Genomic DNA, 26,089 nt, shown 5'->3' with positions numbered 1-26,089 from the left:
CAGTGGTTGGGAAGGGTTTCCGCTTCGTCTCGCTGCATCTGGCGCTGCTTTCGCTCCTCCTTGCCACTCCCCTCGCTGCGGATGAATTCCGCAGCCCCTCGCTGACGGCCCTGCGCGTCGACTGGCGCGCGGCGCTCGACCAGCTTCGCAGCGAGATCAACAGCCGTCCCCAGATTGCGGGCGACTTCATCTTCGCACCCCGCCGTACAGTGCCGCGCTACGACCCGCGCGCGATGCCCGCACTGGTGCAGCTCAACGCGATCTCCTCGCGCTTCTTCACCGGCATTACCCGAAGTCCAGTCCCCGTGCTGCTGCCGTTCGACGCCGCCGCGTATCTCGATGCGCAGCGCAGCGGCGCGCCGGCTACGCTCGCGCTCTCGCGCTACCAGGCCGATTTCAATCCCGTCGACATGTTCGATGCCGGGCCCGCCGGCTACAGCGCGACCTTCTCGCTCGATCCAGGCGCCGGTGAAGGCATGCCAAGCCGGGTGTACGCAAGGCCTGTCGAGGTGCAGATCACGGGCTCGGCGCTCGTCTACGACATCGCCGATCCCGCCGGGGGCAAGGGCGAGCCAGTCAAGCCGCTCGCAGCAGCCTATCCGGATCTGCGCAGGTTCATCCGGGAAGGCTATGTGCGCTACGCCTTCACCCGCTTCGGCGCCGCCTATGTGGTGTCGATCCAGTGCCTCGACAGCGTCGCGAGGCCGCGGCGGCTCGCCTGCAAGGAGGCCTATCCGGTCGCCGAGCGTTTCCTGAAGGCGCTGCGCATCGCTGGCGGCCAGCGCATGCGGCCACTGACGGACGTTGCCTCCAACATCATCGATCGCCCCGCGGTGCGTTCACCGGATTTCAGCTACCGGCCGAGCGGCGACATCATCCCGAACACCGGCTACCGCAAGCAGGGCGGCCATCCCGACGCTATGGCCTACGCCCAGATCCGCTTTCCGCTGGAGAAGGCGCCCGCCTTCGTGCGCTCGCAATCCTACGGCAAACGTGACAAGAGCGAAGGCCCGACCGCCTTTCCCTGGCGCGACAATTTCTGCGAGTCGCGCAGTTTCGAAGTGTGGCAATGCGGCGGAGGCTACGGCCATCAGGGCGAGGACATCCGCGCCGCCGGCTGTCCGCCGCCCGGCGAAGGCCGCGAGCCCTGCGATCCCAAGCAGCGCGGCGTCGTCGCCGTGCGTGATGCAATCGTCATCCGCGGTGTCAAGGACCAGGCGGCGACGCTTCAGGTCAATAGCCGCACCGAGCACATCCGTTTCCGCTACATGCACATGAATCCGCACGCGATGAACGCCGACGGCCTCGTCAACGGCCGCCTCGTCAGCGAAGGCGAGAAGATCGGCGTGGTCTCGAACTATCTCGACCGTCCCGCCGGAACGTCGCTGCACCTGCATTTCGACGTCCAGGTATTCACCCGCGACGGCTGGATCTGGGTCAATCCCTACGTCACGCTGGTATCGGCCTATGAGCGGCTGATCCGCGCGCGCGGCCGCGAGATCGGCCCGGAGATCGCAATCACGTCGCAACCGGTGGCCCATGCGCTGCCGCAGGACGTGCTCAAGCCCGACTTGCGCGAGGGGGCGGGCGGCGAGGAGAACTGAGAGCGTACTCGTTCGTTGCCGGAGCGTGCATCTGGTCGCGCATCTCGCCGGCTCGAACGAAGAAGGACAGGTTGATGAGTGTCGGACTGATCGGTCTTCTCGACGACATCGCGGGGATCGCAAAGGTGGCTGCAGCCTCGCTCGACGATGTCGCGGCCCAGGCTGCCAAGGCGGGCACAAAGGCGGCCGGCGTGGTCATCGATGATGCGGCGGTCACGCCGAACTACGTCATCGGTTTTGCATCGAAGCGCGAACTGCCGATCGTCGGGAAGATCGCGATCGGATCGCTGCGCAACAAGCTGCTGATTCTGCTGCCCGTTGCCCTGTTGCTTGGCTATTTCCTTCCCGCCGCGGTCACGCCGCTGCTGATGCTGGGCGGCGCCTTTCTCTGCTATGAGGGCGCCGAAAAGGTGCTCGAAGCCGTGCTGCCGCATCATGCGCATCAGCACGAAGCTCAGCTGCAGCCGATTGCGTTGAATACGCGGTCGGTCGAGGACGAGAAGGTCGCAAGCGCCATCAAGACGGACTTCATCCTGTCGGCTGAGATCATGGCGATCACGCTGGCGGCTATCCCTGCGGGCAGCATCTGGACGCAGGCGCTGGTGCTGGCGCTGGTCGGCGTCTTCATCACCGTTGGGGTCTATGGCGTGGTCGCCTTGATCGTGAAGGCGGACGATGTCGGCATCGCCCTTGCGCGCTACGGCGGCACTTCACTCCTTGGTCGCGCGATCCGCTTGCTTGGACGCGCGCTCGTCCGCGGCATGCCCGCCTTCCTGGCGGTGCTGAGCGCGATCGGCACCGCCGCCATGATCTGGGTCGGCGGCGGCATCATCCTGCATGGTATCGAAAAGTACGGCCCGCCCGCAATTGGCCATGCGGTCCATGCCGCAACCGAGGCTGCCGCACATCTCCTTCCATCCGTTGCCGGCATCGTCGAATGGTCGGTCGAGGCAGCCATCTCGGGCGCGCTTGGACTGCTCATCGGCGCGGTTGCCATTCCGGTCGTCGAATACGGACTCGCACCGGCATGGAAACGGCTGAGGCGATCGCGATCGGCCTGAGCACGGCCGTCGCGAATGCCCCGTGTAGGCTACTCCAGGAAAGTCGTCAGCTGCGCGCCTTCATCGGCCACGAACACCGCAATCAACTCCGCCGGCTCCGTCATACTGGCATTGGCCGAGACCAGGTGCGTCGAGCCCGGTGGTTCGAAGAAGGACTGGCCGACGCCGAACGTCTCGACCGGGCCGCCGCCGAGTTGCGAGCGGATCTCGCCCTTGGTGATGTAGGCGGTAACGGATCCCGCGTGGCGATGCGGCCGCGAAAACCCGCCCGGACCATAGGACACGCGCACGATGGTGACGCGCTTGCCCGGGACGTTCGGCAGCGTGTAGGAGCCGATCGGCTCGACCTTGTCGAGCGGCGAGCCCTCCGCGGCCGTGGCGCAGAGCGGGGTCAGTACGCCTGCGACGGTGTCCATCGTCACCGGCAGCGTCTTGCCGATCGCGAGCGCGCAGGCGACCCCTGCGACGACGGCGAGCGTCGTCGAACGCGACGGCGCCGGCCACTGCACGGCAGAAAAGCTCATGGCTGTCATCGTGATCTCCCTTGCCTCCGTCAGGACGCAGCGGCGGCCGTTGCGACCGGCCGCTTTGCAGGCGTCCAGCGAAACGCCGCGCCAAAGCGGTTCCAGACGTTGATCGAGGCGACGGCCGAGGTCAGGTACGTCAGTTCAGTCTCGGAGAATTCGCCGGACGCTTCCGCATAGACCTCGTCGCCGACGCCGTCGGGCAGACAGGTCAGCGCCTCGGCCCAGGCGAAGGCAGCCCGCTCGCGCGGCGAAAAGATCGGCGCCTCGCGCCAGACCGCGACCAGATGGAGCTTGTCGACGGGAACGCCGATCCGTTCCGAAAGCAGGACGTGGTGCTGCACGCAGAAGGCGCAGCCGTTGATCTGCGAGGCGCGCAGCTTGACCAGCTCGAGCAGTTGCTTGTCGAGGCCGGCCTTGGCCGCAAGCTGGCCCAGCGCCAGCACCAGATCATACGCATCGGGCGCGATCCGCTTGAAATCTTCATATTCGCTGCGGGCGTGTGACATTGCCATTCACCTCGGCCTATTATAAGAGCTCGGATATCTTATAAGAGCTCTTATATGCCACGCAAGACCAATGACGTCACGAGATCGCAATCGGGACGAAAGGCAGTTGAACACGGCGCCGTGCATGTTCCCGCGCCGGGCGAAGGCAAGCGCGGCGAGCAGGGCTACCTCGGCTATCTGCTGCGCCAGGCCCACGCCGCGGTTCGTCTGACGATGGAGCGCACCCTGGCCGATCTCGGCGTGACGTCGCCGCAATTCGCGGTGCTGACGATGCTGAACGCCTATCCGGGCTTGTCGGGGGCCGATGTCGCCCGCCTCACCTTCCTGACGCCCCAGACCGTCGGCGTCATCATTCGCAACCTCGAACGCGACGGTGCCATTGTCATGACGCCTCATCCCGTCCACGGCCGCATCCAGCAATGGACGCTGACGCCGCGCGGCGCGACACTTTTGAAGACGTGCCGGCAGCGTGTGCTCGAATTGGAGAAGCGCCTCGCTCGAAATCTGGATTCAAAGGCGGAAACCACGATCCGGCGCTGGCTTGCCGGAATTGCGGCTGACCTGCAGGAGGACTAGGCGACCGGCATCGCAGCTGTCGCGGCCACAGTTCTACCCGCCTTTCAAGGCGTTCTTGACTGCGCCGTCGGGCCAGGTCTCGTCCGCCGCGATCACCCGCACGCGGGTCTGGTCCGCGGTATTGACCAGCACGTGCGAATTCACTCGCTCACCGCTCGGCTCGAGACGCAAATCGGTTTCGGGCTTCCAGCTCAGCGTCGTCGCGAGGTCGCCGGGAAAGATCTTCCATTGCGATCCGTCGTCGAGCTCGACGACATGGCTTTCCGCATGCGTGCGTATCTTCATTGGACCCCGATGTTTTGATGAACAGACATACGGAAGGCAGGCCCACGGCCCCGTCTTCTCCTCCCGGGTGTGGAGGGAATGCGGGAAGAGCGACCCTTGTTCCGGTGGGAACAGCTGACCCGCCCAGGCAGGACTTCAGCACGCTGCCGTTTCTGGAACCGACTCACACGGGCCATGTTTCCGGCTAGAATGTGCCCATGAAGCACGCTGATTCCTCGCCCCGTCACACCCGCCGCGCCCTGCTCCAGTCGACGCTTGGTGTAGCCGCTTTGCTCGCGCTGCCCAGCCGCGCTCTCGCCGCGCCCCCCGGCTTCGACGAATGGCGTGAGAGCTTTCGCGCACGCGCGATGGCAAAAGGTATTTCCGCCGCGACATGGCAGCGCGCGATGGGACGGGTCGAGCCGGACATGAGCGTGTTCGCGCAGATGCGCAACCAGCCCGAATTCCACGAGCAGGTCTGGCAGTACATCAACCGTCGCGTCTCGGACTGGCGCATCATCAACGGCAAGGTCGCGCTGAAGAACAACGAGGCGCTGCTCGCCCGCGTCGAGCGCGATTTCGGGGTCGAGCGCGGCACACTGCTGGCGCTGTGGGGCGTCGAGTCCGCCTATGGCGATCCCCTGGTGCAGCAGAACCATATGAGGCCGGTGTTTCCCTCGCTCGCCGCGCTCGCCTGGAACGAGCCGCGCCGCAAGGCCTATTGGGAGACCGAGCTGATGAACGCGCTGCGCATCGTCGACAAGGGTTGGAGCACGCCTGAGGAAATGCGAGGCTCCTGGGCCGGCGCGATGGGGCACTCGCAATGGATGCCGGAGGTCTGGCTCAATGTCGGCATTGACTATGACGGCGACGGCAAGGTCTCGCCGTTCGGCAAGCCCGACGACGCGCTGGGCTCGACTGCAAAATACCTTGTCAATCGCGGCAAGTGGCATCGCGGCGAGCATTGGGGCTACGAGGTGCGCGCGTCCGGCAACATGAGCGGCAGCCGTACCTATGCAGCCTGGCAGGCGGCCGGCGTCAGCCGCGCCGACGGCCAACCGTTTCCGCAAGCCTCCGCATCCGCACAGATGTGGACGCCGGTTGCGGGCGGGCCGACCTTCCTGCTCGGACCGAACTTCTATTCGGTGAAGAGCTATAACCCTTCCATGAACTACGCGCTGGCGATCTGCCATCTCGGGGATCGCTGCCTGGGAGCCCCGCCCTTCATCCAGCCCTTCCCCGGCTCCGAGCGCGCGTTGACGCTCGCCGAGGTGCAGGAGATGCAAACGCGCCTCACCAAGGCCGGCTTCGACACCGGCGGCACCGACGGCCGCGTCGGCAACGACACCATGAAGGCGGTCAAGGATTTCCAGCAGCGCGCCGGCATCACGCCGGCGGACGGCTATGGTGGACTGAAGGTGCTGGCCAAGCTGCGGCAGGGTGGATAGTCGCGCTCGTCATTCCGGGGCGCGCGAAGCGCGAGCCCGGAATCCATCGGGCAGCAAGCGCGCGGAAAAATGGATTCCGGGTTCGCGCCAAGTGGCGCGCCCCGGAATGAAACCGTGGCTGGTGCTCCCTTTCTCAGTGCCTGTATTGCGGCTCTTCCGCATCGAGCTGTCTGCGGATCGCAGCGAGATGCAGCCGGGCAGATTCGGAATCGCCCTCGCGCATCTGCCTGTAGGTCTCGGCCGCAATCGCGGGATCGACCGGCAGCACCTTGCGCCCCGTCGACATCGCCAGCACCTGCACCTCGGCGGCGCGCTCGAGATAATAGAGATCGTCCCAGGCCTCCGCGATGGTCGGCGCCAGCACCATCACGCCGTGATGCTTCATGAAGACGATGTCGGCATCGCCAACGGCGGCGGCGATACGCGCGCCTTCGCGGTTGTCGAGCGCGAGGCCGTTATAGTCGCGGTCGACCGCGGTGCGGCCGTAGAATTTCAGCGCGGTCTGGCCGGCCCAGATCAGGGGCTCGCCCTCTGTCATCGACAGCGCCGTGGCATAGGGCATGTGCGTATGGAAGGCGACCTTGGCGCGCGGCAGCAGCCTGTGCATCTCGGCGTGGATGTAGAAGGCGGTCGCCTCGGGCACGCCCTCGCCGTCAAGCACGTTGCCGTGGAAATCGCAGATCAGGAGCTTTGACGCCGTCAGTTCGCGGAAGGCGTAGCCGTAGGGGTTGACCAGGAAGAGGTCGTCATGGCCCGGCACGACCGCCGAGAAGTGATTGCAGATGCCCTCCTCAAAGCCGTTGCGCGCGGCCATGCGGAAGCAGGCGGCGAGATCCTCGCGCGCGGTGCGGATCGCGTCGGTGGCGAGATCCGGCCGATTGGAGCGGAAGGTCGCGGGCGCGGGTGAGGACGCGTGAAGGCTGTGCGCCATGGCGAAGGAGACCTCTGTCGGTTGGGGGGCTGGCCAGTGTTGTACAGGGCTGGCGCCTTCGCGTCAGCCCCTGCGGCCGCCACCCTGCCCTGCGCAGTTCAAGCGCGCCGCGGCACCCCGCCGGCGTTCATGCCGCCATCGATGACGAGCTCGCTGCCGGTGACATAGCGCGAGGCATCGGAGGCGAGATACAGCACGCCCGAGGCGATCTCCGCGGCCTGGCCGGCGCGGCCAAGCGGCGTGACGACACGGGCGCGCTCCTCCGGATCGATCGGGGCATTCTGGCCAGAGCCGGCCGCCCCCGTCGGGATCTTGCCCCAGATCGGGGTATCGATGATGCCGGGATGAACCGAGTTGACGCGGATGTCGTCGCCTGCCGCCGCGCACTCCATCGCGATCGACTTGGCGAACAGCCGCACGCCGCCCTTTGTCGCTGAATAGGCCGACAATCCAGGCGAGCCGCGCAGGCCGGCGAGCGAGGACATCATGACGATCGAGCCGCCACCGGTTTTGCGCATCAGGGGCAGGCAATGCTTGACCGACAGAAACACGCCATCGAGATTGATCGCATTCTGCTTGCGCCAGTCAGCGAGAGTCATGTCGACGATCGATGGCACGGAAATGCCGATGCCGGCATTGGAGACGAGCACGTCGAGCCGGCCGTAGCGCCTTGCGATCTCGGCGACGATCTCGATCCAGCGCTCTTCGCCGGTGACGTCCTGCTCCAGAAAGATCGCCTTGCCGCCGGCATTCGTCACGCGTTTGGCGAGGTCGGGCCCGCGCAGCTCGTCGATGTCGGTGATGACAATGGTCGCGCCTTCGCGCGCGAACAGCTCGACGATAGCCTCGCCAATGCCGGAGGCGCCGCCCGTCACCAGCGCGACCTTGCCCTCAACCTGCCCTGCCATGTTCACTCCCTTTTTTGTTGTTTGAGCAACCTGCTTCTGACGCATGATCTCGTCGATCATGCGTCATCTAATCACGGATGGCCCCTGGTCCGGTAGCGCGACGTCGACGACGCGGAATTGCACGCGCTCCGCGCCCTGGTAGCGGTCCACCGACAACGAGCCCGCGACATGCATCTGCTGGCCGCGATTGGCGAGCAGCGCATTGCCGAGCTTCTGGCCGATCGAACGGAACGCGATGCCGTTGACGATGGCGCCATCACCCGCCTTGAAGCGCAGGCGCAGATGTGCCTGCCCGACTTCGTCGGCGAAGACGAGTTGATGCGCCGGTAGTGCCAGCACCGGCTCCGGATTGCCGCTGCCGAAGGGACCGGCGCGGTTGAGCGTCGTCGCTAGCTCCGGCGTCACCGCGCGCGCCGAGACCGCGCCGTCGATATAGAGCTCGTTGACGTGGCGCGCCTCGGCGACGTCGCGCGCCAGCGCGTTCTCGAGATAGGCGCGGAATTCGGCGAGCTTCTCCTTGCGCAGCGTCACGCCCGCGGCCATGGCGTGGCCGCCCCCCTTGAGCAGAATGCCGTCAGCGACCGCCTGCCGCACCGCCTTGCCGAGATCCACGCCCGCGATCGAGCGGCCCGAGCCGGTGCCGATGCCGCCGGGCTCCAGCGCAATGGCAAAGGCAGGCCGCGAAAACTTCTCCTTCAGGCGCGAGGCGACGAGGCCGACCACGCCCGGATGCCAGCCTTCCGAGGCCGTGACGATCACGGCGAGCTTGTCCTCCAACCCGATCGAGGCCAGCGCCTCGGCTTCGGCCTGGGCTTCCGCCGCCTGCTCGATGACGCGGCGTTCGCCGTTGAGACGGTCGAGCTCGGCCGCGATCCGCGCCGCCTCGATGCTGTCGCCTTCGAGCAGCAGCCGCACGCCGAGATCGGCGCGGCCGATACGGCCGCCGGCATTGACACGCGGCCCCAGCATGAAACCGAGATGCCAGGCTTCCGGCGGGCCGTTGAGCCGTGCCACGTCCATCAGCGCAGTGTGGCCGACATGGTCGCGCCGACGCATCGCGATCAGCCCCTTCGCCACGAAGGCGCGGTTGAGCCCGATCAGCGGCGCGACGTCGGCGACGGTACCGAGCGCGACGTGGTGCAGCATGCCCAGGAGATCGGGCTCCGGCATCTCGCTCGTCCAGAAGCCGCGCTGGCGCAGCTCGCGGTTGACCGCGACCAGCGTCACCAGCACGAGGCCGACCGCGGCGAGATGGCCAAGGCCCGAGAGATCATCGGGGCGGTTCGGGTTGACCAGCGCATCGACCTCGGGGAGATCGAGGCCGCATTGGTGGTGGTCGATCACCACCACGGACATGCCGAGGCGTTTGGCCTCGGCGAGCGGCTCGATGCTGGTGGTGCCGCAATCGACGGTGACGAGCAGCGTCGCGCCCTTTGCGGCGAGCCCGCGCACGGCCTCGACGTTCGGGCCGTAGCCCTCGAAAATCCGGTCGGGAATGTGGATCAGCGGATCGAGCCCGCAATGGCGCAGGTGCCAGGCCAGCAGCGCCGCCGAGGTCGCGCCGTCGACGTCGTAGTCGCCGAAGATCGCGACCTTCTCGCCCGTAGTCGCGGCATCCGCGACGCGCCTGGAGGCGGCCTCCATTTCCGTCACCGTGAACGGGTCCGGCAGCAGCTTACGGATGGTCGGATCGAGGAAATCGGCGACGGCGTCGATATCGACCCCGCGCCCCGCCAGCACCCGCGCCAGCAGCTCCGGCAATTGGTGCCGCTGCACCATGGCGAGCGCCTGGGCCGCGCCGCGGGCATCGAGCCGGTCGCGCCACAGCTTGTCGGTGAGCGAGCGTGCCACGCCCAGGAACGCCTGGGGCGCTTCGACGGGCAGTGCGGATGCGGGAGGCGTCATGGCGAGGGCTATCGATTGGGAACTCGGGTCCGGGCGATCACGCTCGCGACCGGGACTGGCTTGAAAGGATTGGCTGGGAAACCCCGGCGATTTGCAACGGCTGGGGCGCACAAAGCGGTGGATGGCAGGTCGGCGGGCCGGAGTGACTATCATTTAGGCATTCCGTCAAACAGCAAATTAAGCAGGCGTTAGGCGGAATCCTCGAAAAAGAATCGTATTCGATCTGTAAGTTGTTGTTCCGGGTTCATTGCAGATCAGACCTCATTGCCAAGGGAAGTTCCCGATGTCAGCTGCGCTGGGTCTGAAAGCCAAGCCGATCGCCACCGCACCTGCGGACGATGATTCCGACATCTCCGCGCTGATCAACCGCCTCACCGCGGAGGTCAACCAGATCGCGGTCGATAAGACCAAGTCGATCCAGCAGATTACCAACCAGATGAAGATGCTGGCGCTGAACGCGCTGATCGAAAGCTCGCGCGCCGGCGCGCAAGGCGCGGGCTTTGCAGTCGTGGCGCAGGAGGTGCGCGGCGTCGGCCAGCAGGTCGAGACCATCGCCCGCGAGCTCGAGACCCAGCTAACCAAACGCACCGGCGATCTCGTCGCCTCGATCGACCGCATGAGCCAGCGCTCCCGCGGCGAGCGGATGGTCGACCTGTCGCTCAACGCGATCGAGCTGATCGACCGCAATCTCTATGAACGCACCTGCGACGTGCGCTGGTGGGCGACCGATTCCGCCGTGGTCGATTGCGCGGCCTCGCCCAGTGCTGCGGCCGTCTCCCATGCCTCGCAGCGCCTCGGCGTGATCCTCGGGGCCTACACCGTCTATCTCGATCTCTGGCTCTGCGACCTCGACGGCAACGTCATCGCCAACGGCCGCGCCGACCGCTTCCGCGTCGTCGGCCAGAACGTCGCCCATACCAAATGGTTTCGCGACGCGCGGTCCTTGCGCTCCGGCGACGATTATGTCGCCGGCGACGTCGAGAACCAGCCGCTGCTCGGCAATGCCCAGGTCGCGACCTATTGCGCCAGCGTCCGCGCCGGCGGCCAGGCCAACGGCGCGCCGATCGGAGTACTCGCCATCCATTTCGACTGGGAGCCGCAGGCCCGCGCCATCGTGCAGGGCGTGCGCGTCGGCGACAGCGACAAGGCCCGCGTGCTGCTGGTCGATTCGAATTTCCGCGTGATCGCGGCCTCCGACGGCCAGGGCATCCTCAGCGAACGCATCTCGCTGTCGCTGAACGGCCAGCGCTCCGGCTTCTACCACGACCGCACGGGCACGCTGGTCGCTTTCCATGCCACCCCGGGCTACGAGACCTATCGCGGGCTCGGCTGGTACGGCGTGATCGTCTGCGGGGCGTGACGCGACCAGGGGCCGCCTTCCCGAAATCGGACGCGGTCGCCCGTCCAATCCCAAACTGCGAAAACAACCCCATGCACAGTAGCCTGAGGGTTGTTTTCATTGGCCTTTTTTAGGGGCCTGCGCCACCTTGCGTTCATCAGGACGTTTTGAAACGTCGGGCAAAATGCGGGCAGCATTTTCCGCCAAGGTATGCCTGTTACAGGGTGACGCGCGACTTTCGATTGGCTTCGATCATCTCGCGCTCCGCAATCGCAAGGAGACATGCCATGAAGATCGTCGTGATCGGCGGAACGGGATTGATTGGGTCCAGGCTCGTGGCGAAGCTCAAGCTGCACGGCCACGATGCGGTGGCTGCCTCGCCGAAATCCGGCGTGAACGCCGTCACCGGGGAAGGCCTTGCCGCAGCGCTTTCAGGCGCGGATGTGGTCGTCGACGTCGCCAACGCGCCGTCCTGGGAGCCGGCCGCGGTGCTCGCGTTCTTCCAGCGATCGAGCGAGAATCTCGTCGCGGCCGAGGCCGCAGCAGGCGTGAGACATCACGTGGCGCTCTCGATCGTCGGCACCGACCGCTCGCCCGACAACGCCTATTTCCGTGCCAAGCTGGCGCAGGAAACCGTCATCAAGTCCGGCTCGGTCCCCTACTCGATCGTGCGCGCCACCCAGTTCTTCGAGTTCCTCGGCGCCATCGCCGAGACCAGCGTGCGCGAGGGGAAGATCGTCGTTCCCTCCGCATTGTTTCAGCCGATCGCGGCAGCCGACGTCGCCGACCGCCTCGCCGAAGTCGCAACGGAGCAGCCGCTCAACGGGACGATCGATATCGCCGGACCCGAGAAGGCGCCCTTCAACGAATTCATCGCGCGGCGTCTGAGGGCATCCGGCGACGCCCGGCCTGTGGTCGGAGATCCGAAGGCGCCCTATTACGGCGCTCTCATCGACGACCAATCGCTGAACCCGCTCGGCGAGGCGCGGCTCGGGACGACGCCGCTCGCCAAGTGGCTCGCGACGGCCTGAATATCCCTGATTCATTAGCGGGTGCGCCGAGCCATCTCCGCTGCGAGCAGCAGTGCCGCGCGGCTGGCGCCAATCGAGGCGATGCCTTGCCCCGCAATGTCGTAGGCGGTGCCGTGCGCGGGCGTGCAGATCGGGAACGGGAAGCCGCCGAGCAAGGTCACGCCGCGATCGAAACCCATCAGCTTCATCGCGATCTGGCCCTCGTCGTGATACATCGTCAGCACGGCATCGAAGGCGCCGGCCTTGGCGCGCAGGAACACGGTGTCGGCGGGAAACGGTCCCTCCGCAGCAATGCCCTCGCGCTGGCTTGCTGCGACCACCGGCGCAATCACATCGATCTCCTCGCGGCCGAAATTGCCACCGTCGCCGGCATGGGGATTGAGGCCTGCGACCGCGATCCGCGGCCGCGCAAAGCCGGCGTTGCGCATGCAGGAATCGGTCAGCTTGAGCGCGCGATGGATGCGTTCGCCGGACAGCTTCGCAGCGACGTCCTTGAGCGGGATGTGGGAAGTGACCCGTGCGTTCCAGAGCCGGTCGAGCACGTTGAATTCGCTTGCCGGCGTTTTGAGACCGACGACCTCGGCCGAGAACGCGATCTCGTCGTCGTACTCGGCACGGGCAAGACGCATCGCCTGCTTGTTGAAGGGGGTGAAACAGACCGCGTCGACATGGCCGTCGCGGCCGAGCTCGAGCGCATGTCTGTAATTGGCCAGCGCGAATTTTCCGCCGGCAAGGGTCGCGGTCTTCGGCTCGACCGCCCTGGGGTCGAGGTGGCGGAGATCGATGAACAGTGCATCCTCCCCCGCCGCGCGAAGCTCGGTCCCCTGCTCCACCGTGGACAAGTCCGGCCTGACGCCGGCGACGCGTGCCCCCTCGTCGAAGATGCGGCGGTCGCCGATGACGACGAGCCGGCAGCTCGCGCGAATGTCGTCCTGCGCCACGAGCTTCGCCGTCAGCTCCGGACTGATGCCGGCGGGATCGCCCATGGCCAGCGCAATCAGCGGCTTTGCAGTCATATGATCACCTTTTCCTGGACTGGCGTATCGGTCGCGGGCGAAGAGGGTTTGCGCCAGAGCCGCGCCAGCTGCAGCACAAGCGGAAGCAGCAGCAGCGCGATGCCGCCCACGATCAGGCACGTCACCAGCTTGTTCGCGAAGAATATGCCCAGCGAGCCCTTGGAGATCAGCATCGACTGCCGGAACGCGTCCTCGGCCTTGTCGCCGATGACGATTGCGAGCACGAGCGGCGCCAGCGGATAGAACAGCTTCTTGAAGAGATAGCCGACGACCCCGAAGCCGAGCATCATGACAACATCGAGATAGGAGTTCGACACCGAATAGGCGCCGACGACGCAGATGATGACGATCAGCGGTGCGATCACCACGAACGGAATCCGCATCAAGGCGGCGAACACCGGGACCGTCAGCAGCACCAGCACCACGGCGACGATGTTGCCGACATACATCGAGGCGATCAGGCCCCAGACGAAATCCTTGCTGTCGACGAACAGCATGGGCCCGGGATTGAGGCCCCAGATCATCAGCCCGCCCATCATCACGGCCGCGGTCGCCGAGCCGGGAATGCCGAGCGAGAGCATCGGCAATAGCGCGCTGGTCCCGGCGGCATGATCGGCCGTCTCCGGAGAAATGATACCTTCGACCTCGCCGGTGCCGAAAAATCGGCCGCGGCGCGAGAAGCGGCGTGCAATCCCGTAGCTCATGAAGGAGGCCGCTGTCGGGCCGCCCGGCGTGATCCCCATCCAGCAGCCGATCGCGGCACTGCGCAGCAAGGCGACGCCGTGCCGCGGCAGGCGCCCGACGGCGCGAAACACCTCGCGCCAATCGATCTTCGAGGAAACCGCGCGGGCGTGAAACTCCTCCTCGACGGCGACCAGCAGCTCGCCGATGCCGAACAGGCCCATCACTGCGACGACGAAGCTGACGCCCTTGACGAGCTCATCGACGCCCATGGTGAGGCGGACGCTGCCGGACACCGTGTCGATGCCGATGGCGGCGATGGCAAAGCCGATTGCGAGTGCCACGACGGTCTTGATCGGTGCCGCGCCACCCATGCCGACGAAGCTGGCGAAGGCCAGGAAATACACCGCAAAATACTCGGCCGGTCCAAAGGCGAGCGCGACCTGCGCCACCCAGGAGGCGAGGAACGTGATCAGAATGACGCCGATCAGCGCACCGAACGCCGCCGAGCCGAAGGCGGTCGCGAGCGCCGTGGTCGGGCGGCCGTCGCGCGCCATGGGATAGCCGTCGAAGGTGGTCGCCACCGACGACGGCTCGCCCGGAATGTTGAACAGGATCGAGGTTACCGAGCCGCCGAACAGTGCGCCCCAATACATGCTGGAGAGCAGGATGATGGCCGAGACCGGCTGCATGCCGAAGGTGAGCGGCAGGAGCAGCGACACCCCGTTCGGCGCGCCCAGCCCCGGCAGCACGCCGACGAGAATGCCGAGCAGCACGCCGACCACCATCAGAACCAGATGCGGCGCCGTGACCGCGATGGTGAAGCCGTGCAGGAGCTCTGCGAGATTGTCCATCGGGCCCTCCGTCAGAACCCGAAGGCGGCGGCGAGCGCGCCGTGCGGCAGGCTGACCTGGAACATGCGCTCGAACACGAGATAGAGCGCGAGCGCCGTGGCTCCTGCCATGGCGAGCGCGCGCGGCACGGATTGGTGCCGCGGGATCGCGAGCACCGCGAAGACGTAAAGAGCCGAGGCGACGTACATCCCGGCGAGCGGGATCGCGGCGACGAAGATCGCAGCCGGCACGAACAGGCCCGCGAGCCGCCGCAGCTCGATGGACGTGATCGCGATCGGTACGTTTGCGAGCGTCGCGGCCGGCAGCAGGCCTCGTCCCAGATTGTAGAGGCTGCCGAGCACGACGATGATCCCGGTCAAGAACGGGAACGTGCCGGCATCGACGCCTGCGCTCGACCAGCCAATGCCGTTGTCGAGGCTGGAGACGACGACAGCCACACCGAAGCTGCCGGTGAGCACGGCGGTCGCAAGCTCAAGCGTGCGGCGTGAGATCATGGGCAGCTCCGGCGAAACAGTCCTCGTCCTGAGGAGCGCGCTTTGGCGCGCGTCTCGAAGGACGGCTCCAGGCGAGATCGCATCCACGGCCATCCTTCGAGACGCCCGCCTCCGGCGGGCCCCTCAGGATGAGGACCAGGGCTGTAGTCGGCTGCGCGATCGAAGGCCATCCTCGGCCTCACTTGACCAGCCAGCCCTGCTCGCCTGCGACCTGCTTGACGTGCTCGAGGTCCTCCTTGATGAACTTGTCGAGCTCGGCGCCGGTCAGGAACGTGTCGACCTGGGAGGTCTTCTCGATGTAGTCCTTCCACTCCGGCGTCGCCTGCACCTTCTTCATGAGGTCGACATAGAACGCGGCCTGCTCCGGCGTGACCTTGCCGGGCAGCCACACGGTGCGGGGCTGCTCGTATTGCTTAATGTCGAGGCCCTGCTCGACGCAGGTCGGAACGTCGCCCCAGCCTTCGGTCGCGGTGACCTTCGGGCCCTGCGGCAGCCGCTTCGGGCTGAACACGCAAAGCGGTCGCTGCGTGCCGCCGCGCCATTGCCCGAGGCTCTCGCTGGGATTGTTGACGTGGGAGTCGAGATGGCCGCCGGCGAGCTGCACGGCGGTCTCGGCGCCACTCTTGAAGGGGATGTAGGTCAGCTTGACCTTGCCGACCTTCTCGATCATGCGGGTCAGCACCTCGTCGGTGTCCTTGGACTGCGCGCCGCCCATCTTGAATTCGCCCGATGCGGCCGCCTTCAGATAGTCGCCCGCAGTCTTGTAGGGCGCGTCCTGCTTGACCCAGAGCAGGAACTCGTCCTGCGCCATCGCCGCGATCGGCGTGAGATCGGTGTAGTTGAAGGCGACCTTGGAGACGAGCGGCTGCTGCCAGGCGTTCGAGGTGCCGAAGATCACCTTGTAGGGATCGCCCGCGGAGGCCTTGCCGTAGACATAGCCCTCGGCGCCGCTGCCGCCGCCCTTGTTGACGACGACGATCGGCTGGTCCGTCAGCTTGTGCTTGGTGATGATGTTCTGCACCGCGCGCGCGAGATTGTCGGTGCCGCCGCCGGGGCCGGCGGTGGCAATGAACTCGATCGGCTTTTGCGGCTGCCAGGCGGCGAGCGCCGGCATGGTGCCGGCGAGCACGACTGCGGCTGCGGAGAGCAGAAATGTTGACGTCCGACCCATGATTTCCTCCAGCTGATTTTTTTGTCTTTTATTGTTGTCGTATCGACGTCCGTTCAGGCGACGCGTTCCTCGCGCTTTTCCTGGGCGGAAACGATTGCGCCTTCTTTTTCGAGCGCTTCGATTCGTGACTGGTCGAACCCGTGCTCGGCCAGAACCTCTCGCGTGTGTTCACCATAGACCGGTGCGCCTGATCGCACTTTGCCCGGGGTCTCCGAAAACTTGATGGGAAGCCCGATCGTCTTGACGGGACCGAGCGTGGAGTGCTCGACCTCGACAACCATCTCCCGCGCCAGCGTCTGCGGATCGCTCAGCGCCTCCAGCATGTCGTGCACGGGGCCGCACGGCACGCCCTTCTCGTCCAGCGCCGCGAGCCAATGCGCCCGCGTTTGGGTGCGGAAGCGCTCGCTGAGGACGGCTTCGAGCTCCTTCAGATTGGCCATGCGATCGGCGCCGGTGACGAAGCGCGGATCGTCGGCGAGCTCGCTTGCGCCGAGCGCGTCCAGCATCAACAGCCAATGCTTCTTGTTGGCGCCGCCGACCACGAGCCAGCCGTCCGAGGCTTCGAAGGCCTGATACGGCGCGTTGAGCGGATGCGCCGAGCCCATCGCGCGCGGCGCGGTGCCCGCGGCGAGCGCGATGGTCGACTGCCAATAGGTCTGCACCAAGGCGGCTTCATACAGCGAGGTCTCGACCCACTGCCCCTCGCCCGTCTTGAGGCGATGGGTGTAGGCCGCAAGGATGCCCATGCTCGCGAGCAGGCCGGCCGTGATGTCGGACAGCGGCGGCCCGCACTTGACCGGCGGACCGTCGGGCCGCTCGCCGGTAAAGCTCATGATGCCGCTCATGGCCTGCGCGACGAGGTCGAATCCCCTGCGATGCTTGTAGGGGCCGGTACGGCCGAAGCCCGACAGGGAGCAATAGATCAGTGCCGGGAATTCCGCGTTGAGCGCCTCATAGCCGAAGCCGAGGCGCTCCATCGCGCCAGGCGCAAAGTTCTCGACCAGCACGTCGGCATTCGCGATCAGCCGGCGCAGCACCTCCTTGCCGCCGTCGGTCTTGAGATCCAGCACGATGCCGCGCTTGTTGCGGTTCATCATCAGGAAGGACGCCGCCTCGTCGCCGATCTTCGGCGGCACCGAATGGCGGGTGTCGTCGCCGTTCGGCCATTTCTCGATCTTGATGACGTCGGCGCCCATGTCGGCGAGCATCAAGGTGCAGGTCGGTCCGGCCATGACGTGGGTAAGGTCAATGACCTTGAGGCCGGCCAGCGGCCCCGAACGGCGAGAGGTGGATTGTGAACTTTGCATCGGCTCGTCCTATTGGCCGCGCCATTGCGGCGCGCGCTTGTTGAGGAAAGCATCGAGCCCTTCGCGAAAATCCTGGCTCGTGTAGCACATCAGGATGAGGTCTTCGCCCTCGTCCTGCGTCAGCCGCCGTTGCAGGCGGCCGACAGCCTGCTTGGTCGCATTCAGCGTCAGCGGCGCATGGCTCGCAACGAGCCGGGCGACCTCGTCCGCGCGTCGTTCAAGGGCGGCAAGATCCTCGACGACCTCGCCGAGCAGTCCGACGCTTGCGGCCTCCGCGGCATCGACGAGGCGCGCGGTGAAGATGAGATCCTTGACGCGCGCCGCGCCGATCAGGGCGGTGAGACGGCCGACATTGGACATCGACAGGCAATTGCCGAGCGTCCTGGCGATGGGGAATCCGATCTTTGCGCTTTTCGTGCCGATGCGGAGATCGCAGGCCGCGGCAATGCCGGCGCCGCCGCCGGTGCAGAACCCGTTGATCGCCGCGATCGTCGGCACCCGGCACTGCTCCAGCGTGGTCAGCACACGATCGATGCGGTTCTCGTAATCGATGGCGTCCTGCGGCGTCCTGAATTCGCGGAACTGGTTGATGTCGGTGCCCGAAGCGAAGGCCTTGTCGCCGGCACCGCGCAGTACAAGCACCTTGATCGCAGGGTCGCGGTCGGCCTGCTCGCAGATCGCGGCGAGCCGCTCGTACATGGCGAAGGTAAAGGCATTGCGGGCTTGCGGCCGGTTGAAGGTGATCCGCCCGATGCCGTCGTTGCATTCAAAAACGAGGTCGTCCGCCTCCGTAGCCAGGTCCATTTCCTCATGTCCTCTTGTTTTTTACATTTTTGAATGCAAAATTTGCGATTAGCAAGCGGGAACTTCCGAATATCGCCATATAATCCCGCTTTTGCATTCAAAACGGAGCGCTTCCATGCTTCACGAGGAGGTTGTCGGCCGCATCCGCGCCATCCTGCTCGACGGCGAAATTCCGCCGGGCGCGCGGATTCCCGAGCGCGAGCTGTGCGAGCGGCTCGAAATCTCGCGCACGCCGCTGCGCGAGGCGCTCAAGGTCCTGGCCGCGGAAGGGCTCGTGCAGCTGCTGCCGCATCGCGGCTCGCGCGCAGCAAAACTGACCGACAAGGACATGCGCGACCTGTTCGAGGTCTGCCAGGGCTTGGAGGCCCTCGCCGGCGAACTCGCCTGCGAGCGCATCAGCGATGCCGAGATCGACGCGATCGCCGCCGCGCATGACGAGATGGTGCAGCATTATCGCGACCGCGATTTGATCCAGTACTATCGCGGCAACCGCGCCATCCACGAAGGCATCGTGACCGCAGCCGGAAATCCCGTGCTCGCAGGGCTTTACGCCTCGGTGACCGCGCGCATCCGGCGCGCGCGCTACGTCACGCCGATGACGCCGCAGCGCTGGGCGCTCGCCGTGAAGGAGCACGAGGCGATCCTCAACGCACTTCAGCGCCGCGACGGAGTCGGCCTCGCCCACATCCTGCGGGCGCATCTTCGTCACAAGCGCGAAGAGGTGCTGCAGGCGGGCTTTGCCGAGACGGATGCAAGTGAGCCCTCGCTCCGTATCGCGTGAGATTTCTGCAGCGACGATCCAGCGAACACAATCGCGACACAATCATTGATTGATCCTTGCGCGCCACGCGATCATCAATCCGTTTCCTCTTGCGAGCCTGTCTGAACCGGCGCAGCATCCCGCTGCCGGCCCAAGGCCGCACATCACGCGCGAACAATCGCGCGGATCAAAACAGAAAATGGAGGATACGAATGACACTTGACGTCTCGCGTCGATCCCTACTCGCACTCGGAGCCGGGCTCGGCGCCAGCGCCATGCTCGGCAGCAGCGCGATGGCGCGGGCGCCCAAGCTCGGCACCCAGACGCCCTACTGGCACCGCTTCGTTCTCGGCGATGCCGAGGTGACCGTCGTATCCGACGGACCGCTTCCGCTCGGCGATCCCTCCGGGACCTTCACCGGCGTTCCCAAGGAAGAGGTCAAGAAGATGCTGGCCGACAATTTCCTGTCGCCGGACAATGTCGTGCTCGAACAGAATTCTCCGATCGTCAACACCGGCGACAAGCTCATCCTGTTCGACACCGGCATGGGCTCATCGAAGATGTTCGGCGCCAGCACCGGACGTCAGCAGAAGAGCATGACGGAGGCCGGCATCAAGCCGGAGGACATCGATGCCGTCGTGTGCTCGCATGCCCATATCGATCATATCGGTGGCATCGTCGACGAGGGCGGCAAGCCGCTGTTCCCCAACGCGCAAGTCTACATTGCCCAGAGCGATTTCGACTTCTGGACCGACGAAGGCAAGCTCGGCAGCGCGGCAAAGGACTTCGTCGTCCACGCCCGCAAGAACCTGCTGCCGGTCCGCGAGCGGATCAAGTTCTTCAGGGATGGCGAGGAATTCCTGCCCGGCGTGCAGGCGATCGCGGCGCCCGGCCACACCGTCGGCCACACCATCTTCATGGTCTCGTCGGCAGGCAAGTCATTCGCCTTCCTCGGCGATCTCTCGCACCATTCGGTGCTGCTGCTGGAGAAACCACGGATGGAGTTCTCCTACGACTCCGACCCGAAGCAGGCGGCCGAGTCGCGCGTCAAGCTGCTGACGATGCTGGCGGCGAACAAGATCCCGGTGATGTCCTATCACTTCGCCTGGCCTGGCTATGGCCACGTCGCCAAGGCCGGAGATGGCTTCCGCTACTATCCGGAGCCGATGAAGATGACGTTGTAGCTATCAGTTCAGGTCCGGGCGGCGCGGGCCGCCCGGACTGTTTCTCGCGGCACGAGGCGCCCCACAAGCCGGTCTCGTACGAGCGATCCAGAGTTAGGATCTCCTCGTCCCCTATGGATCCATACCGGCATCGCCGAAGACCTCGACCAGGCGAAATCGCTCGCACATCAGCATCATGTCGTCGCTGTAGCGACCGAGCCTGCCGAAATAGGATTGATGGGCACGGCGCCAATCAGCCAGGCTCCGGTCGCCCTCTCCCTCGTCGTGTGCAAAGGCTGCATCGACCTCATTGAAGCGCCGGTATGTCACCTCGATGGTTTCGATGACGCAGCGCGGCTCTCCGCGCCCGTCGAGCACGACCCAGCGCTCACCGGGCGTAGAGGTGTTCGGCTCGTCCTCGGTGCTGCACGTCGCGGTCTTGATACCCTTGACGACGAGGTCGACCAATTCGTCCGCCAGCGCAGGGCTGTCGCCGAACGCGAAGGTTCGCAGATCTCGATATCGTTCGGGGATCTGCTTGCCCATCCTAGCAGCCGAGCTTGTCGGCGATGCCGCCAAAATCCTTCGCGACGATGTCCCAATTGCCGGTTGCTTCGAAATCGACCTTCTGGAGCGGCCCGTACTCCGTCGGTCGCGCGACGAAGGCGGTCTTCAATCCGTTCTTCTGCGCGGCCGCGAGATCGCCATTGTGGGCGGCGACCATCATCACCTCTTCCGGCTTGAGGCAGAGCAGGCGCGCGGCGCCGAGATAGGTTTCCGGATCGGGCTTGTAATGCTCGAACAGCTCGGCCGACAGGATGAGGTCCCACGGCAGGCCGGCGAACTTCGCCATGTTGGTGAGCAGCGCGACGTTACCGTTCGACAGCGGCGAGATCACGAATTTTGATTTCAGCCGCGTCAGGCCGGCGACGCTGTCGGGCCAGGGATGGAGCCGATGCCAGCCCTTGGTGAGGTAATCGAGATCGGCCTCGGTGAGGCCCTTGATCGCGAATTTCTCGACGAGCTGCTCCAGCGAGCGGCGGTGAAGATCATCGAGCATGACATAGCCGCGCTCGGGATGTTTGCGCACGTCGTCCATCGAGGCCATGTACATGCCGCGCCAGCCGTCGACGAGCGCGGTCCAATCGGCGCTGATGCCGCGCTGCTTGCTCCACCACATGAAGTCGGTGATCAGGCTGGTGCGCCAGTCCACGACCGTGCCGAAGACGTCGAAGACGAGGGCTTTGACGGCGGAGAGATCGGACATGGCGCTTCCTCCGATTGTTTTTGTTGTCATTCCGGGGCGATGCGCAGCATCGAGCCCGGAATCCATTTCGCGTCGGAGTTTGCCGCCCGATGGATTCCGGGCTCTCGCTTCGCGAGCCCCGGAATGAGGCAGTTGGTGTTGCCTGGATCAGTCCAGATGGAACTTGGCCAGCTCGCGGTGCTCGGCCTTGATGTAGCGCACCGTGCCGGTGACCGAGCGCATCACGACCGTCTCGGTCTCGATCACGCCGTCCTTGCGGAATTTGACGCCTGACAGCAGCGAGCCCGTGGTGACGCCGGTGGCGGCGAACAGGCAGTCGCCGCGTGCCATGTCCTCGATGCCGTAGATCATCTTGGGATCGTTGACGCCCATCTTGGCGGCGCGCTCGCGCTTCTCGTCGGAGTCGAGGATCAGGCGGCACTGCATCTGGCCGCCGATGCAGCGCAGCGCCACGGCGGCGAGCACGCCTTCCGGTGCACCGCCGGTGCCGAGATACATGTCGACGCCGGTGTTGTCGGGGTCGGCGCAGTGGATGACGCCGGCGACGTCGCCGTCGGTGATCAGGCGCACGGCAGCGCCGGTCGAGCGCACGCTCGAAATGATGTCGGCGTGGCGCGGACGGTCGAGCACGAGAACGGTGATACCCTCCGCCTTGACGCCCTTGGCCTTGGCGAGGCGGCGGACGTTGTCGGCCGGCGAGGCATCGAGATCGACGACGCCCTTGTCGTAACCGGGGCCGATCGCGAGCTTCTGCATGTAGACGTCGGGCGCGTGCAGCAGCGTGCCGCCGTCGGCCATCGCCATGGTGGCGATCGAGCCCGGCATGTTCTTGGCGCACAGCGTGGTGCCTTCGAGCGGGTCGACCGCGATATCGACCTCGGGACCTGCCTTGAGGCCGACCTGCTCGCCGATGTACAGCATCGGCGCCTCGTCGCGCTCGCCCTCGCCGATCACGATGGTGCCCTGGATCGGCAGCTTGTTGAGCTCGCGCCGCATCGCGTCGACCGCGGCCTGGTCGGCCGCTTTCTCGTTGCCGTGGCCGCGCAACCGCGCCGACGACACCGCCGCCCGCTCCGTCACCCGCACGATCTCCAGCGTCAGAATGCGCTCGAGCAAGGCGTGCGGGGGGACTTCAATATGGGTCGACATCGGCTCACTCCTTCGAAACGTTTGGGACGGAAATCTCCGTCCGCATCAACTCGCAACACCCACAGTTCGTTCGAACCGTGCTCTATGGTTTGAGCATGCTCTTGCCGAAAAACCGCGTCACACTTTTCCGGAGCATGCTCAGTTCTTCTCAATCCTGATGACCTGCGGCCGTCCGCTGATCACCTTGTCCTTCTGCACGGCAGCGAGCGCACGGCGCACGGCGTCCTCATGCGTCGCATATGTGATCAGGATGACGGGCACGGGGACCGCCTTGCCGTCAGCGGGTGCTGCGCCGCCATTGGGATGACGCTGCACGATCGACTCGATCGAAATCTTCTGCTCCGCAAGCCGCGTCGCGATCGCGGCCGCAGTGCCGGGGAAATCGCGCGCGAGCAGGCGGATGTAATAGCCGCCCTCGTGGCGCTCCATCGGCGCCTTCTTGGTGTCGCGGAGCTGCGCGATCGGCCGGCCGAACGGATTGGCGCGGATGCCGCGCGCGACGTCGGCGATGTCGGCAACGACGGCGGATGCGGTCGCGGCACCGCCGGCGCCGGGGCCGACCAGCGTGATCGGCGGAATGCCCTCGCCATCGATCGTGACCGCATTGGTGACACCCATCACCTGCGCGATCGAGGAGGATTTCGGCACCATGGTCGGATGCACGCGCTGCTCGATGCCCTTGGCGGTGCGAACGGCAACGCCGAGCAGCTTGACGCGGTAACCGAGATCGGCGGCGGCGCGAAGATCTTCCGGCGCAATGGATGAGATGCCTTCGACATACACGGCGCTTTGAGCAACTTTCGTGCCGAAAGCGAGGCTGGCGAGAATGGCGAGCTTCTGCGCGGTATCGTGACCGTCGACATCGAAGGACGGGTTGGCCTCGGCATAGCCGAGCCGCTGCGCGTCCTTGAGGCATTCGGCGAAGGACAGGCCCTCCTGCTCCATCCGGGTCAGGATGTAATTGCAGGTGCCGTTGAGGATGCCGTAGACGCGGTTGACGCCGGTTCCGGCAAGACCTTCGCGCAACGTCTTGATGACGGGGATCGCGGCGCCGACGGCTGCCTCGAAATTCAGCGCACCGCCGTGCTTTTCAGCCGCCTTGGCGAGCTTGAGGCCGTGCTTGGCGAGCAGCGCCTTGTTGGCCGTGACGACCGACTTGCCGGCACTGAGCGCAGCGTCCACCGCCGACAGCGCGGGATCGCCGGCGCCGCCCATCAGCTCGACGAAGCAATCGACCTCCGGATGCGTGGCGAGCGCCATCGGATCCTTGGCCCAGTCGACGCCGCGCAGGTCGATGCCGCGCTTCTTCGCCTTCGAACGCGCGGTGACGGCAACGACGCGGATGCCGCGGCCGCTGCGTCCCGCCAGCACGCGCGCTTGCGTTTCGATCAAGCGGACAACTTCGGCACCCACGGTGCCGAGCCCCGCTATGCCCACTTTCAGGGGTGCGACCATGATACTTCAGAAAACCTGCAGAAGAGAATTAACGCCGATTGGCGAGCGGAACGACGTTGTGCAACGTTTCGATCCCGCTTTCAAGGAAGCGGCGCACGCCGCGCGCGGCCTGCCTGATCCGTTGCTCGTTTTCCACCATGGCGATGCGGACATATCCTTCACCATGCTCGCCGAAGCCGACGCCGGGCGACACCGCGACTCCGGATTTCTCCACCATCAGGGTGGCGAACTGCATGCTGCCGATGCTGCGGAAGGCTTCCGGCAGCGGCACCCAGGCGAACATCGAGGCTTCCGGCGGCGGGATGTCCCAGCCGGCACGGCCGAACGATTCCACCAGCGCGTCGCGACGCTTGCGGTAGGTGTCGCGCATCTCCTTGATGCAATCGTCCGGGCCGTTCAGCGCCGCGGTCGCCGCGACCTGCACCGGCGTGAACGCGCCGTAATCGAGGTAGGATTTGACGCGGGCGAGCGCAGCGATCACGCGTTCATTGCCGACCGCAAAGCCCATGCGCCAGCCGGCCATCGAATAGGTCTTCGACATCGAGGTGAACTCGACGGTGCAGTCCATCGCGCCCGGCACCTGCAGCACCGAGGGCGGCGGGTTGCTCTCGTCGAAATAGACCTCGGCATAAGCGAGATCGGACAGGATCAGGATCTCGTGCTTCTTGGCGAAGGCGACGAGGTCCTTGTAGAAGTCCAGGCTCGCGACATAGGCGGTCGGGTTCGAGGGATAGCAGACGACGAGCGCGAGCGGCTTGGGGATCGAATGCACGATCGCGCGCTCCGCCGCCTCGAAGAATTGCGGCGTCGGCTCTGACGGCACCGAGCGGATCACGCCGCCCGCCATCAAGAAGCCGAAGGCGTGAATCGGATAGCTCGGGTTCGGACAGAGGATGACGTCGCCGGGCGCGGTGATCGCCTGCGCCACGTTGGCAAAGCCTTCCTTCGAACCCAGCGTCGCCACCACCTGGGTGTCGGGGTTCAGCTTCACGCCGAAGCGGCGGGCGTAATAGGCGGCCTGGGCCCGGCGCAGTCCGGGGATGCCGCGCGAGGCGGAGTAGCGGTCGGTGCGCGGCTTGCCCAGCGTCTCCTTCAGCTTCTCCAGCACGTGCGCCGGCGCCGGCAGGTCCGGATTGCCCATGCCGAGGTCGATGATGTCGGCGCCGGCATTCCGCGCAGCCGCCTTGGCCCGGTTGACCTGCTCGAACACGTACGGCGGAAGGCGGCGAATGCGGTAAAATTCTTCCATGGCTCTCTGGGCTCCGGGCAACCGGTCAGGACAGAATCGAGGGGCCGCGAGGGCCATTCCAAAAGCCCTCAGGTCTCATCGCGAAAATTACTCAAAATCAAATACTTAGAGCAATCGTCGGCGACGAAGACTGAAGTCGTTCGCCCTGACTCTTGGCTGAACCGAGGTCTTTTAGCACGGCAACACGGACGCGCCAGCGATTACCTTGCCGGTCTCGCTGTCACGGGCCTATTTGCCGTCCTTGGCGGCAGCGGCCTGGCGGTCGCGCGCGGCGGCGAGCTCGGCTTCGATCTTGGCGCGCTGCTCCAGCGGGATGATCGCCTGGTCGCGATCCGGCGGCAGATCGTGCACCGGCAGATAGGTGCCGGGCTCCCTGGCACGCGGCGGCGCATCCGCAGGCGCCATATCCGCGAACTGGCTCGAACACCCGCCCAGGGCGAGCGCCGCGATCAGCACCGCGCCGCAGATCGGCAGCGTCTTTTGCAGGTCCCATACCGCCAACACTTGGGAAATCCCCTACTCGTCCCAAAGCACGGCCCCGGGCAAGCTTACCCAAGACCGCACCCAAGCTCAAACCATTGCTGCCCAAAATGGTAGGAGCGAGAAAACAGCCGATGCC

At 65.7% G+C, this 26,089-nt stretch carries 26 protein-coding genes; 8 read left to right on the top strand and 18 right to left on the bottom strand.

Annotated features, from left to right (window positions below):
* The first annotated feature begins 2 nt into the window (after window positions 1–2).
* Both AB7M16_RS00875 and AB7M16_RS00870 read left to right on the top strand, forming a co-directional pair.
* Window positions 3–1,604, top strand: coding sequence for a M23 family peptidase (locus tag AB7M16_RS00875; RefSeq protein ID WP_453942877.1), 1,602 nt, complete (start codon window positions 3–5; stop codon window positions 1,602–1,604).
* Between the two features lie 74 nt (window positions 1,605–1,678).
* The gene (locus tag AB7M16_RS00870; RefSeq protein WP_453942876.1) at window positions 1,679–2,665 is read left to right on the top strand and encodes a DUF808 domain-containing protein; all 987 of its coding nucleotides are present in this window, start codon (window positions 1,679–1,681) and stop codon (window positions 2,663–2,665) included.
* A gap of 29 nt (window positions 2,666–2,694) precedes the next feature.
* On the opposite strand, the gene AB7M16_RS00865 is transcribed toward AB7M16_RS00870, so the two are convergent.
* Window positions 2,695–3,198, bottom strand: a complete 504-nt coding sequence (locus AB7M16_RS00865; RefSeq protein WP_453942875.1) for a cupin domain-containing protein — start codon at window positions 3,196–3,198, stop codon at window positions 2,695–2,697.
* Between the two features lie 20 nt (window positions 3,199–3,218).
* Complete coding sequence (locus AB7M16_RS00860; protein ID WP_453942874.1) at window positions 3,219–3,698, bottom strand: carboxymuconolactone decarboxylase family protein; 480 nt, start codon at window positions 3,696–3,698, stop codon at window positions 3,219–3,221.
* Window positions 3,699–3,752: 54 nt separating this feature from the next.
* Here AB7M16_RS00860 and AB7M16_RS00855 point away from each other — a divergent pair, with 54 nt between their 5' ends.
* A complete protein-coding gene (locus AB7M16_RS00855) occupies window positions 3,753–4,274 on the top strand; it encodes a MarR family winged helix-turn-helix transcriptional regulator (RefSeq protein ID WP_172789164.1) in 522 nt (173 codons plus the stop codon).
* Window positions 4,275–4,307: 33 nt separating this feature from the next.
* On the opposite strand, the gene AB7M16_RS00850 is transcribed toward AB7M16_RS00855, so the two are convergent.
* Entirely contained in the window at window positions 4,308–4,559 is a 252-nt protein-coding gene (locus AB7M16_RS00850) for a hypothetical protein (RefSeq protein ID WP_172789163.1), read from the bottom strand.
* Between the two features lie 197 nt (window positions 4,560–4,756).
* Between AB7M16_RS00850 and AB7M16_RS00845 the strand changes: the two genes are divergently transcribed.
* A complete protein-coding gene (locus AB7M16_RS00845; protein ID WP_453942873.1) occupies window positions 4,757–5,986 on the top strand; it encodes a lytic murein transglycosylase in 1,230 nt (409 codons plus the stop codon).
* Between the two features lie 133 nt (window positions 5,987–6,119).
* On the opposite strand, the gene AB7M16_RS00840 is transcribed toward AB7M16_RS00845, so the two are convergent.
* The 3 genes from AB7M16_RS00840 to recJ all read right to left on the bottom strand — a co-directional run bounded on the left by AB7M16_RS00840 (window position 6,120) and on the right by recJ (window position 9,730).
* Window positions 6,120–6,917 carry an aldolase gene (locus AB7M16_RS00840; RefSeq protein WP_212258641.1) on the bottom strand — a complete coding sequence of 266 codons (798 nt, stop codon included), beginning with the start codon at window positions 6,915–6,917 and terminating at the stop codon, window positions 6,120–6,122.
* Window positions 6,918–7,015: 98 nt separating this feature from the next.
* Window positions 7,016–7,825, bottom strand: coding sequence for an SDR family NAD(P)-dependent oxidoreductase (locus AB7M16_RS00835; protein ID WP_453942872.1), 810 nt, complete (start codon window positions 7,823–7,825; stop codon window positions 7,016–7,018).
* 63 nt (window positions 7,826–7,888) lie between these two features.
* Window positions 7,889–9,730 (bottom strand): single-stranded-DNA-specific exonuclease RecJ, encoded by a 1,842-nt coding sequence (gene recJ, locus AB7M16_RS00830; RefSeq protein ID WP_453942871.1) that lies wholly within the window; start codon window positions 9,728–9,730, stop codon window positions 7,889–7,891.
* Between the two features lie 283 nt (window positions 9,731–10,013).
* Between recJ and AB7M16_RS00825 the strand changes: the two genes are divergently transcribed.
* Entirely contained in the window at window positions 10,014–11,090 is a 1,077-nt protein-coding gene (locus AB7M16_RS00825) for a methyl-accepting chemotaxis protein (protein WP_172789158.1), read from the top strand.
* A 266-nt stretch (window positions 11,091–11,356) separates the two neighbouring features.
* Entirely contained in the window at window positions 11,357–12,100 is a 744-nt protein-coding gene (locus AB7M16_RS00820; RefSeq protein WP_260383550.1) for an SDR family oxidoreductase, read from the top strand.
* A gap of 14 nt (window positions 12,101–12,114) precedes the next feature.
* Here the strand turns inward: AB7M16_RS00820 and AB7M16_RS00815 are convergent, their stop codons facing one another.
* The 6 genes from AB7M16_RS00815 to AB7M16_RS00790 form a co-directional block, all read right to left on the bottom strand.
* Entirely contained in the window at window positions 12,115–13,116 is a 1,002-nt protein-coding gene (locus tag AB7M16_RS00815; RefSeq protein WP_453942870.1) for a 4-hydroxythreonine-4-phosphate dehydrogenase PdxA, read from the bottom strand.
* Entirely contained in the window at window positions 13,113–14,651 is a 1,539-nt protein-coding gene (locus AB7M16_RS00810; RefSeq protein ID WP_453942869.1) for a tripartite tricarboxylate transporter permease, read from the bottom strand. Before AB7M16_RS00810 ends, AB7M16_RS00815 begins: the two co-directional genes overlap by 4 nt.
* Window positions 14,652–14,662: 11 nt before the next feature.
* Complete coding sequence (locus AB7M16_RS00805) at window positions 14,663–15,145, bottom strand: tripartite tricarboxylate transporter TctB family protein (RefSeq protein WP_212258628.1); 483 nt, start codon at window positions 15,143–15,145, stop codon at window positions 14,663–14,665.
* 178 nt (window positions 15,146–15,323) lie between these two features.
* Window positions 15,324–16,316: a Bug family tripartite tricarboxylate transporter substrate binding protein gene (locus AB7M16_RS00800; protein WP_453942868.1), complete on the bottom strand. Its 993-nt coding sequence runs from the start codon at window positions 16,314–16,316 to the stop codon at window positions 15,324–15,326.
* 53 nt (window positions 16,317–16,369) lie between these two features.
* Entirely contained in the window at window positions 16,370–17,623 is a 1,254-nt protein-coding gene (locus tag AB7M16_RS00795) for a CaiB/BaiF CoA transferase family protein (protein ID WP_453942867.1), read from the bottom strand.
* Window positions 17,624–17,632: 9 nt separating this feature from the next.
* Window positions 17,633–18,427, bottom strand: a complete 795-nt coding sequence (locus AB7M16_RS00790; RefSeq protein WP_453942866.1) for an enoyl-CoA hydratase/isomerase family protein — start codon at window positions 18,425–18,427, stop codon at window positions 17,633–17,635.
* A 115-nt stretch (window positions 18,428–18,542) separates the two neighbouring features.
* On the opposite strand from AB7M16_RS00790, the gene AB7M16_RS00785 reads away from it, so the two are divergent.
* Window positions 18,543–19,208, top strand: a complete 666-nt coding sequence (locus AB7M16_RS00785) for a GntR family transcriptional regulator (RefSeq protein ID WP_453942865.1) — start codon at window positions 18,543–18,545, stop codon at window positions 19,206–19,208.
* Between the two features lie 191 nt (window positions 19,209–19,399).
* Complete coding sequence (locus AB7M16_RS00780) at window positions 19,400–20,371, top strand: MBL fold metallo-hydrolase (protein ID WP_453942864.1); 972 nt, start codon at window positions 19,400–19,402, stop codon at window positions 20,369–20,371.
* 111 nt (window positions 20,372–20,482) lie between these two features.
* Here AB7M16_RS00780 and AB7M16_RS00775 read toward each other — a convergent pair whose 3' ends face one another.
* From AB7M16_RS00775 to AB7M16_RS00750, 6 genes are all read right to left on the bottom strand, one after another.
* Window positions 20,483–20,896, bottom strand: a complete 414-nt coding sequence (locus tag AB7M16_RS00775) for an ASCH domain-containing protein (protein WP_453942863.1) — start codon at window positions 20,894–20,896, stop codon at window positions 20,483–20,485.
* Between the two features lies 1 nt (window position 20,897).
* Window positions 20,898–21,617, bottom strand: a complete 720-nt coding sequence (locus tag AB7M16_RS00770) for a haloacid dehalogenase type II (RefSeq protein WP_453942862.1) — start codon at window positions 21,615–21,617, stop codon at window positions 20,898–20,900.
* Window positions 21,618–21,764: 147 nt separating this feature from the next.
* Window positions 21,765–22,766 carry a class II fructose-bisphosphatase gene (gene glpX, locus AB7M16_RS00765; protein ID WP_453942861.1) on the bottom strand — a complete coding sequence of 334 codons (1,002 nt, stop codon included), beginning with the start codon at window positions 22,764–22,766 and terminating at the stop codon, window positions 21,765–21,767.
* 138 nt (window positions 22,767–22,904) lie between these two features.
* Entirely contained in the window at window positions 22,905–24,221 is a 1,317-nt protein-coding gene (locus AB7M16_RS00760) for a homoserine dehydrogenase (protein WP_172789144.1), read from the bottom strand.
* Window positions 24,222–24,249: 28 nt separating this feature from the next.
* Window positions 24,250–25,470: an LL-diaminopimelate aminotransferase gene (locus AB7M16_RS00755; RefSeq protein WP_172789143.1), complete on the bottom strand. Its 1,221-nt coding sequence runs from the start codon at window positions 25,468–25,470 to the stop codon at window positions 24,250–24,252.
* A gap of 228 nt (window positions 25,471–25,698) precedes the next feature.
* Window positions 25,699–25,974: a hypothetical protein gene (locus AB7M16_RS00750; protein ID WP_453942860.1), complete on the bottom strand. Its 276-nt coding sequence runs from the start codon at window positions 25,972–25,974 to the stop codon at window positions 25,699–25,701.
* Window positions 25,975–26,089 lie beyond the last annotated feature (115 nt).

The sequence above is a fragment of the Bradyrhizobium sp. USDA 372 genome (genome assembly GCF_053629095.1).
Note: the sequence above shows the minus strand (reverse complement) of the source record. Positions and strands in the feature narration are given on the sequence as shown.